Source organism: Selenomonadales bacterium, from assembly GCA_017442105.1.
Classification (GTDB): domain Bacteria; phylum Bacillota; class Negativicutes; order RGIG982; family RGIG982; genus RGIG982.
Genome location: JAFSAX010000170.1, coordinates 1 through 8922, shown reverse-complemented (window position 1 = coordinate 8922; position 8922 = coordinate 1). Strand labels below are relative to the sequence as shown.

Below are 8922 nucleotides of genomic sequence, written 5' to 3'. Positions count from 1 at the left end.
GTCGAGTTTTGGATTTTTGTTTGTTGCCAACCTTGTCACCTCATTATTATCTATAAATAGGAAGGATTACCGCTAGATTATATCAAAAACAATAATCGAATTCAAACAAGTTTTGTTAAAAAACGAGGGTTTAGACAATGTATACATGGTTAGAAAATAAAGAGAAATGAGATTATTTTGAAAAAAGAATCAATAAAAGAGCAGTTCCAATTCGGAACTGCTCTTTTAGCATATCAGTATTATCTGCGATAGAACATCGGCGGTTGATGCGGTGCGAAGAGTTTTCTTGTTTCGCGCGGAGATAAGCCGACTTCTTCCGCAACGTCTTCCCAAGTGTTGTTGATGCCGCGCAAGGAGAGGACGGTGAGGAGCGGTTTATTGCTTTTCTTTGCGATAGCATTGGCTGCGGCGATATCACGCGGATGGTAGCCGTCTTTTAACAATGCTTTGAGTGTATGTTTGTTCACATCAAGTCGTTCTGCCATATGTGTCGCGCGAATGTCAAATCTTGCTTCTTTGATCTGGCTTGGTGTGACCTTGTAGATAGACGCAACTTCGCGCCACGATTTACCGCTGTCTTTCGTTTCGAGTACTGTTTCAAACGGCGTACCCGATACTTTGGCGATCAAGGCAGCGTGTTGAAGAGAACGGAATCTCCAACCGTCATCTAAATAGGAGTGAATGACTTCGCGGTCGAGAGAGAAACTCTCTGCCAGATATTTTGCCGCGAATTTGTTTTGGAACTCAGCATCATCATAGCGGTCATGGAAAGAGGACTCTCTGTCTTCATAGAAGCAGTTATCGCCTGTTACACAAGGATAATGGTTGGGTGTATAGCGATGATGGTCAGATGGATGTGCCATTGCCGTCGATGCACCAAGCGATACAGCGATGATTGCTGTAAGGATAGTCGGAGCAAATTTTTTATATTGGAAAAACTGTTTTTTCATACGAAACATCTCCTTTTCTCTGATGTTACTCTCAGTATAGAAAAGGATTCTTTGAAAAATCTTTCGATTGGAAAAAATTATCGAAAAATTACCGTTTCATGGCTTTGGCGATACGAGCAAGGCCTTCGCGGATCACATCTTGGCTCGTTGCGTAAGAAAAACGGATATATTCCTCTGTTTCGTCTTCGAGTTTGGCACCGAAGGCAGTACTCGGAAGAACGGCAACACCTGCTTCGTAGAGCAGATATTTCTGGAGTGCTTTCGCATCAGAGAGGCCGAGAAGACGGCAGGCTTCGGTCACGTTCGGATAGACATAGAAGGCACCGTTCGGTTTTTGGCAGGTGAATCCTTCGATTGCATTGAGGCCGTCCACAATGAGGTCGCGGCGTGCTTTGAACTCAGCTACCATTTCATCGACGGAATCTTGCGGGCCTGTCAATGCTTCAAGTCCTGCATATTGAACGAATGTATTCGTGCACGATTCGCAGTTCGTTTCGAGATTAGCGACCTGTTTTGCAAGCTCTTCGTTCATGACACCGTAGCCGAGACGCCAGCCTGTCATGGCATACGTTTTGGAGAACCCGTCAAGGATAACAGTGCGTTTTGCCATATTCGGAAGAGAGGCGATGCTGCGAAATTCGCCGTCATATACGATGCGGCTGTATATCTCGTCGGAGAGTATCCAGAAATCGTATTCTTCGGCGAGGCGTGCGATCTCTGCCAGGTCTTCTGCCGAGATGATACCGCCTGTCGGATTCTGCGGGCTGTTCAAGATCAGGAGCTTCGTTTTCGGTGAAACGAGCTGTTTCAAGCGCTCGATATCGAACGAGAATCCGTTGGCTTCTGACAGCGGTGCGGGAATAGGCACACCGCCGACGAAACGAATGACCGATTCGTAGATCGGGAATCCCGGATTGGGGTAGATGACTTCGTCGCCTTCGTCGACGAGCGCGTGGATCGTGTAATAAATGATCGGTTTACCGCCCGGCATAACAACGACTTGGTTGGCATTGACGTCGATGTGACGTGTTTCGGAGATGTGTTTGGCGATGGCTTCGCGAAGCGGAAGAATACCGTTCGACGGGCCGTAGTGTGTTTGGTTGTCGTAGAGCGCGCGGACAGCGGCTTCTTTGATGTTGTCGGGTGTTTCAAAATCGGGCTCGCCGATCGCAAAGCTGACGATGTCTTTTCCTTCTGCTTTCAGTTTGTTGACTTCAGCGAGAATTTCGAATGCGTTTTCGGTGCCAAGACGGCTAAGACGTTGAGCAAACTGCATAGTAAGAGCCTCCTTAGTGCGTTTTGATTCGTGCGATAATTCTGTCTTTATTGTAGCATAAAGCTACTTTTTGCACCAGATAACTATTGATTTGGAAACCATTTTTTGGTATACTATCTATAGAGTGTAGCGAAAGCCACACGAAGGGGTACACCACCACGGGTGTAGATCTTCGTGTGGCTTTTTGTTTTTTTCTGAAAGGGGTGGAGCTTATGATTCGTATCAATGGAGAAGCAGCTGAAGTGATTGGTATGACGATCACAGAATATCTGGAGGCGAAAGGATATCGGGCAGAGGTCGTCGCGGTCGAATTGAACGGAGAGATCATTTCGCGCGAGGCGTTTGGTGCGGTACGATTTGCTGACGGTGATTCGGCAGAGATCGTACGATTCGTGGGAGGTGGATGAGATGATCGCAGAAGATATGATGTGGCAGCAGCTTGCGGTGCGCCATACGGCCGAGGTCAGTTGTAAGCTTCGAGAAGCACGCATAGCAGTAGCCGGTCTTGGCGGTCTTGGTTCTCAGGTAGCGATCATGCTGGCAAGATGCGGTGTGGGGACGCTTCATTTGATAGACTGTGACGTTGTTGAGGCGAGCAATCTTAATCGGCAGGCATATCGTATGTGCCATCTGGGCAGGCGTAAAGTCGATGCGCTTGCCGAAGAACTGCGGACGATACAGCCGTATTGCCGAGTGCTGACGACGCACGTTCGCATGGATGAAAAAAATGCAGTCGATGTTTTGCGTGATGATGCACTGATCGTCGAAGCGTTCGATGATGCGACGGCCAAAGCGATGCTTGTCAATACTGTCTTATCGCAGACGAAGGACAAAGTCGTGATCGCCGCGTCGGGCATGGTCGGCTATGGTGACAGCAATGACATTCGCACCGAGCGTGTGAATCAAAGACTCTATATCTGCGGAGACCGCAGGAGCGACTTGGCAGACGGACTTGCCTTGATGGCGCCGCGTGTGATGATCTGTGCGGGACATCAGGCGAACTTGGCTGTGAGATTGATATTGGGAGAAGAATAGGAGGAAGAATGTAATGTGTGCAGATAAATTGGTATTGGGTGGACATGAATTTGATTCGCGTTTTATTCTCGGTTCGGGGAAGTTTTCTCTTCCGCTCATTCGGGCGGCGGTAGAAGAAGCAGGGGCAGAGATCATTACGTTGGCACTTCGCCGCGTAAATGTCGGCGGAACGGATAATATTCTTGATTATATTCCCGAGGGTGTGACGATCCTGCCGAACACATCGGGAGCCAGAACAGCAGATGAGGCTGTACGTATTGCTCGTTTGGCGCGCGCTGTCGGCTGCGGTGATCTTGTGAAAGTAGAAGTTATCCGTGATTCTAAGTATCTTTTGCCTGATAATTATGAAACGATCAAGGCGACCGAGATGCTTGCGAAAGAAGGGTTTACCGTACTTCCGTATATGTATCCAGATCTCAATGCAGCACGTGATTTGCGCGATGCGGGCGCGGCCGCTGTGATGCCGCTTGCCTCGCCGATCGGTTCGAACAAGGGACTTGCGACACGTGATTTTATCGAGATATTGATAGACGAGATCGATCTTCCTATCATCGTTGATGCAGGTATCGGTCGTCCGTCTGAAGCTTGTGCGGCGATGGAGATGGGCGCGGCGGCTGTCATGGCGAATACGGCCATTGCGACGGCAGGCGATATCGTTCGCATGGCGCGTGCGATGGGATTGGCTGTCAAAGCAGGTCGAGATGCGTACCTGGCAGGTCTCGGACGTGTGCTTACACGTGGTGGAGATGCTTCGTCGCCGTTGACGGGATTTTTGGATGAGGAGGCGAGATGATGGAGCGGTGCATGACATATCTGCCCGACATGGAGCAGATAGAATCGGATATCCTCTTGCACGTCAATGAGGCGCGTGATGCGTATCATGCAGATGAATATACAGCCGATGATGTGAGAAAGGCACTTCGCCGCGAACGGCTGACAGTCAGAGATTACGGTGCGCTTCTGTCACCTGCGGCAGAACCGTTTTTGGAAGAGTTGGCAGAGCGTGCGAAGCGAGAAACAAGACGGTATTTCGGCAACTCGGTCCACTTTTTTACGCCGCTTTATCTGGCGAACTACTGTGAAAATCACTGTGTCTATTGCGGATTCAACTGCCATAATCAGATCCATCGTGCCAAGCTGAACGAAGAAGAAATACGGCGCGAGATGGCATCTATCAAGGCAAGCGGGCTTGAAGAAGTCCTTCTTTTGACGGGCGAAAGCAGAGCGCAGTCTGATATTAAATATATCGGGCGTGCTTGCGAGATCGCGAGAGAATATTTCCGCGTTGTAGGGCTTGAAGTCTATCCGATGAATACGGATGAGTATGCGTATCTGCATCGGTGCGGTGCCGATTATGTGACGGTATTCCAAGAAACGTATGATAAGAAGCGATACAGCGAAGTGCATTTGGCAGGGCATAAACAAGTCTATCCGTATCGGTTTTATGCGCAGGAGAGAGCGATACGAGGCGGTATGCGCGGAGTCGGCTTCGGTGCATTGCTGGGACTTGCGGACGTGCGCCGTGATGCGTTCGCGACAGGCGTTCATGCGCATCTTGTTCAGCAAATGTATCCGCATGCTGAGATCGCCTTTTCGTGTCCGCGTATCCGCCCGATACAAGGCGGACAATCGCTTAAGACAGAAGCTGTATCGGAACGACTGCTGATGCAGATCATCTGTGCATATCGTATTTTCCTGCCGTTCGCCAATCTTACCGTATCGACACGCGAGAGAGCCGCTTTTCGTGATGCTGTCATGGGCGTTGCAGGGACGAAAATATCGGCAGGCGTTGCCGTCGGCGTGGGCGGACATGAAGACGATGCCAAAGGGGACGAGCAGTTCGAGATCGCCGATGGGCGTTCGGTCGAGGAAGTTCACCGTGCGATGATAGCACGCGGGCTTCAACCTGTGATGGGTGACAGTATCTATGTGTAGCATTACTGTCGTGACGAATCGGCATTTGTGCCGAGAAGATTTTTTGACACGCGTAGAGAGTTTGGCTGCGGGCGGAGCAGACCGTATCATCTTGCGCGAAAAAGATCTGTCCGCAGACGAATATCGTCGATTGGCAAAGCGGGTACTTGCTGTTTGTGCGCCATATCGTACGGAATGTATCTTGCACTCTTTCGCGGAGGCAAATTGTTCTGGGATACATCTTCCGCTGCCCGTGATGCGATGCCGCTTGCGAAAAAATGATTGGCATTCGGTTGGTGTATCGGTACATTCGGCGGAAGAAGCGCGTGAAGCAGAAGCGTGGGGAGCAGACTATCTGGTGGCAGGGCATATCTTTGCGACAAACTGCAAGCGAGGCATGGCAGGGCGTGGGACGGATTTTCTTCATGAGGTCTGCCGTGCTGTTCGGATACCTGTCCATGCGATCGGCGGTATCACCGAAGAAAATGTGCGTTTGCTGAAAGGTACAGGTGTTGCAGGTATCTGTATCATGTCGTCGGCGATGCAAACAAATGATCCTAAGAGATTGCTGTATCGACTGCACGAACAGATGGATATGTGGTAAAATAATATTGATGATATCACTGTGAAATGAGGTGCGGTAATGAAGCGAGTAAAATGGCAGGTCGGAATCGATATATTGCTTCTGATATCAATGCTTGCGGTGTTGGTGACGGGATATATCCTTGACTTTCATTTGGTGGAACGCCCCGGTCGCGGTATCGTCAAACGGATCCATATTTACGGTGGGTATGCGGCGACTGTACTGGTTATTTTGCATGTGATCGAGCACACGAAGATACTGCTGAATAAGATGCGCATTATGAACAGATAACATGGCCGACAAATTTTGTCGGCTTTTTCTTTTTGCGAGAAGGCTGATGTCAGAAAATGGTTCAAAAATGGGAACTTATTCCCTGCAAAGAATTGACAAATGAAACAGATAAAAGTACAATAAGTGGAGTATATTAAGCGTGAAATGATATGCTTTTTGTTGTGATAAAAGTAGACTGAAGATACGCGGAAAAGAAGGCTGGTGACCGGGTTGGTTGAGATTAGAGATCGTGTTCGCTTTGTGGAAACAGATGCGATGGGTGTGGTGCATCATGCCAATTATCTGCGTTGGTTCGAGATGGGGCGCGTTGCCTATTTGAAAGAAGCAGATGTTTATTTGAATCCGTTGATGGAAGAAGGTATCGTGTTTCCGATCACGGATGTCAGTTGTAAATATCGTTCGTCGGGACGGTTTGATGATGAGATTGCGATCGAGACGATCGCCGAAGCGATTACGCCCGTAAAGATGGTGTTTACGTATACAATACGCCGTCTGTCTGACGATGCGGTGTTGGCGACAGGCCGTACACAGAATGTATTTACAAATAAGGAAGGCAAGATCATTCGATTGCCTGCCAAATATTATGACAAGCTGGCACAGCTTGCCGCACTTGATAAGGCAGAACGTTAGGGGGAATTGAGGTTGCCTAGAGCAAACGGACCGATCGGGGTCTTTGATTCGGGGGTCGGCGGTCTGACTGTAGTGAAGGAATTGCGCCGACAGATGCCGCAGGAAGATATCCTGTATTTGGGCGATACGGCACGTATGCCGTATGGCTGTAAGACGATTCCCGAAATTATTGAATTTATGCATGAGATATTGACGTTTATGCAAAAACGCGGTGTGAAGATCGCGGTATTTGCTTGCAATACGATGACGGCGCATGGTTATCACCTGGCTGTCGGTAAGTATCCGTTTCCGCTTGTCGGAATGGATAAGGGGATCGCAGAAGCATTGAGCCGTTCGACGGCGAAGAAAGTCGGAGTGATGGCGACACGTGCTACGATCGCCAGCGGTTCGCATGAGGCTGCGCTGAAAGCACTGTCTTGTGAGGCTGAAATATATCCGACACCTTGTCCGAGATTCGTTCCGCTCATTGAAGACGGTCACATCGACGATGAGCTGGTAGAAGAAGCTGTTCGCGAAGTTGCACTTCCAATGCAGGAGGCAGGCGTTGATGCGCTCGTGCTTGGGTGTACGCATTATCCGTACATTGCAGGTGCGATCCGTCGTGTGCTCGGTGATAAGGTAGCACTCGTTGATCCTGCCGAGGCAACGGCACGTGAGGCGAAGCGTGTATTGGCAGAACACGGTCTTCTCAAACAAGACGGTGTCGGGAAAGCCGAGCTTTGTTTCACGGCGAATCTTGATAAGAGCGAAGAGTTGGCGCATCTTATCATTGAGGGTGAAAATGTGATCTTTAAAAAAGTACAATTGCCGTCACGCGAAGAAAGCATGACGGAAAAATAAAATCGGAGGGATATTATTATGTTGGAATTTTTGTGCTTTGTAGTGGCATTGATCGTGTTAGTGGTCATTGCGTTCAAGCTGTATTGTATTCGTTTGGGTAAATCGGTTCCTGTTATCTATACTGATCGCAGAACCGAGTTCAAGGCGACGGAGTTCAAGGAAAAGTCGATGACGGTAGAGTGCGAGATGCCGTATATGAATACGGGCAAAGTGCTCTGTACGATGATGGACTGCTTTGCGCGTGTGCAGCTGGCGCAGGAACAGTTCAAAGGTGTGCGTATCTTAGGTCGTGTGGAACGAGAAGGTGAACGTCGTGATGACGGATACTTTGAAGCAGTCCTGATGCCTGCGCAGAAGGGCGGTAAGCTCTTCGTGACACTCGAGATCGAAGTACAGAACGACAATGTGTTGGAAACGCTTTTGGCGATGCCTGATGTGAATGTTGATATCTTTTATCAGATCGTTGATAAAGAAAGTCTTTATATCGACAAAACACGCATTGTATTGACGGCGCGTGAAGTGCGTGAAGCGATCGAAGCGAAAGGAACGGTGATGGACAATGACTGATGTTAGTTTGGTTCCTGTGAAAACGAGAATTTTGACAGATAAAGATGATGTGTTCGCAGTTATGGATGAATATGTCAAAGACCAGATCGGTCCCGATGATGTGGTGTCGATCGCGGAGAGCGTGTTGGCGATCATTCAAGGTCGTATCGTTCGTCCGGAAGATCTCAAGCCGTGCTTCTTGGCTCGTACGCTCTGTATGTTCATTCCGGAAGGCGGTTCGCTTGCAACGCCGTATGGTATGCAATCGTTGATGGACGTAGAAGGAAAATGGCGTGTAGCAGGTGCGTTCATTGCAGGTGCTGTGATGAAGGTATTGGGCAAGCCCGGTTGGTTCTATCGTTTGGGCGGTGAACAGACTGCGCTTATCGACGATGTTACGTGCACGATGCCGCCGTTCGATAAGCATATCGTATACGGTCCGGACAAGCCGTTCGAGGTAGCGCGTGAGATCAAACGCAGACTCGGTTGTTACGGTGCAGTCGTGGCAGACGTCAACGACCTCAAGCGAGCACGCATCGTCAGCCATACGGACGGGATGAATCCTGCGCTTGTGTCGCATCTGTTGATCGACAATCCGTTCGGCAATGCTTCGCAGAAAACGCCGATCGTTATTATTAAAAATTATGCCAAATTGCGCGAGCAGATGCCTGCGGCAAAAGCGTTGGCAGACAATTGATAAGGAACTAGGAGGATAAGCGATATTTGCTATCCTCTATTTCTTATTTTATAAGGAGAAGGTGAATCATGGGCAGAATCGGCATAACGACGACGGTTCCGTCGGAAGTGATCTTTGCGGCAGGTCATACACCTGTCGATCTGAATAATATTTTTATCGG

Annotated in this window: 12 protein-coding genes; 10 read left to right on the top strand and 2 right to left on the bottom strand. The window is 49.1% G+C overall.

Features of this window, described 5'->3' with window-relative positions:
* Nucleotides 1-239 precede the first annotated feature (239 nt).
* Together IJN28_06870 and IJN28_06865 are read right to left on the bottom strand one after the other, a co-directional pair.
* The gene (locus IJN28_06870) at nt 240-950 is read right to left on the bottom strand and encodes a hypothetical protein (GenBank protein MBQ6713487.1); all 711 of its coding nucleotides are present in this window, start codon (nt 948-950) and stop codon (nt 240-242) included.
* 88 nt (nt 951-1038) lie between these two features.
* Nucleotides 1039-2226 (bottom strand): pyridoxal phosphate-dependent aminotransferase, encoded by a 1188-nt coding sequence (locus tag IJN28_06865; protein MBQ6713486.1) that lies wholly within the window; start codon nt 2224-2226, stop codon nt 1039-1041.
* A 212-nt stretch (nt 2227-2438) separates the two neighbouring features.
* Between IJN28_06865 and thiS the strand changes: the two genes are divergently transcribed.
* From thiS to IJN28_06815, 10 genes are all read left to right on the top strand, one after another.
* Nucleotides 2439-2633: a sulfur carrier protein ThiS gene (gene thiS / locus IJN28_06860; protein ID MBQ6713485.1), complete on the top strand. Its 195-nt coding sequence runs from the start codon at nt 2439-2441 to the stop codon at nt 2631-2633.
* A 1-nt stretch (nt 2634) separates the two neighbouring features.
* Nucleotides 2635-3261: a sulfur carrier protein ThiS adenylyltransferase ThiF gene (thiF, locus tag IJN28_06855; GenBank protein MBQ6713484.1), complete on the top strand. Its 627-nt coding sequence runs from the start codon at nt 2635-2637 to the stop codon at nt 3259-3261.
* 13 nt (nt 3262-3274) lie between these two features.
* Nucleotides 3275-4054 carry a thiazole synthase gene (locus IJN28_06850; GenBank protein MBQ6713483.1) on the top strand — a complete coding sequence of 260 codons (780 nt, stop codon included), beginning with the start codon at nt 3275-3277 and terminating at the stop codon, nt 4052-4054.
* Nucleotides 4055-4065: 11 nt separating this feature from the next.
* Nucleotides 4066-5196: a 2-iminoacetate synthase ThiH gene (gene thiH / locus IJN28_06845; protein ID MBQ6713482.1), complete on the top strand. Its 1131-nt coding sequence runs from the start codon at nt 4066-4068 to the stop codon at nt 5194-5196.
* The gene (locus tag IJN28_06840) at nt 5189-5779 is read left to right on the top strand and encodes a thiamine phosphate synthase (GenBank protein MBQ6713481.1); all 591 of its coding nucleotides are present in this window, start codon (nt 5189-5191) and stop codon (nt 5777-5779) included. Before thiH ends, IJN28_06840 begins: the two co-directional genes overlap by 8 nt.
* Before the next feature lie 39 nt (nt 5780-5818).
* Nucleotides 5819-6049, top strand: coding sequence for a DUF4405 domain-containing protein (locus IJN28_06835; GenBank protein ID MBQ6713480.1), 231 nt, complete (start codon nt 5819-5821; stop codon nt 6047-6049).
* Nucleotides 6050-6259: 210 nt separating this feature from the next.
* A complete protein-coding gene (locus IJN28_06830; GenBank protein MBQ6713479.1) occupies nt 6260-6679 on the top strand; it encodes an acyl-CoA thioesterase in 420 nt (139 codons plus the stop codon).
* Between the two features lie 12 nt (nt 6680-6691).
* Entirely contained in the window at nt 6692-7519 is an 828-nt protein-coding gene (murI, locus tag IJN28_06825) for a glutamate racemase (protein ID MBQ6713478.1), read from the top strand.
* Nucleotides 7520-7537: 18 nt separating this feature from the next.
* Nucleotides 7538-8086 carry a hypothetical protein gene (locus IJN28_06820; GenBank protein MBQ6713477.1) on the top strand — a complete coding sequence of 183 codons (549 nt, stop codon included), beginning with the start codon at nt 7538-7540 and terminating at the stop codon, nt 8084-8086.
* On the top strand, nt 8079-8762 hold the full coding sequence (locus tag IJN28_06815; GenBank protein ID MBQ6713476.1) for a F420-0:Gamma-glutamyl ligase: 684 nt from the start codon (nt 8079-8081) through the stop codon (nt 8760-8762). Before IJN28_06820 ends, IJN28_06815 begins: the two co-directional genes overlap by 8 nt.
* The last annotated feature ends 160 nt before the right edge of the window (nt 8763-8922 follow it).

Coding starts and splice junctions, on each gene's coding strand:
- IJN28_06870 (MBQ6713487.1), bottom strand. CDS start 950: ATGAAAAAACAGTTTTTCCAATATAAAAAATTTGCTCCGACTATCCTT.
- IJN28_06865 (MBQ6713486.1), bottom strand. CDS start 2,226: ATGCAGTTTGCTCAACGTCTTAGCCGTCTTGGCACCGAAAACGCATTC.
- thiS (MBQ6713485.1), top strand. CDS start 2,439: ATGATTCGTATCAATGGAGAAGCAGCTGAAGTGATTGGTATGACGATC.
- thiF (MBQ6713484.1), top strand. CDS start 2,635: ATGATCGCAGAAGATATGATGTGGCAGCAGCTTGCGGTGCGCCATACG.
- IJN28_06850 (MBQ6713483.1), top strand. CDS start 3,275: ATGTGTGCAGATAAATTGGTATTGGGTGGACATGAATTTGATTCGCGT.
- thiH (MBQ6713482.1), top strand. CDS start 4,066: ATGACATATCTGCCCGACATGGAGCAGATAGAATCGGATATCCTCTTG.
- IJN28_06840 (MBQ6713481.1), top strand. CDS start 5,189: ATGTGTAGCATTACTGTCGTGACGAATCGGCATTTGTGCCGAGAAGAT.
- IJN28_06835 (MBQ6713480.1), top strand. CDS start 5,819: ATGAAGCGAGTAAAATGGCAGGTCGGAATCGATATATTGCTTCTGATA.
- IJN28_06820 (MBQ6713477.1), top strand. CDS start 7,538: ATGTTGGAATTTTTGTGCTTTGTAGTGGCATTGATCGTGTTAGTGGTC.
- IJN28_06815 (MBQ6713476.1), top strand. CDS start 8,079: ATGACTGATGTTAGTTTGGTTCCTGTGAAAACGAGAATTTTGACAGAT.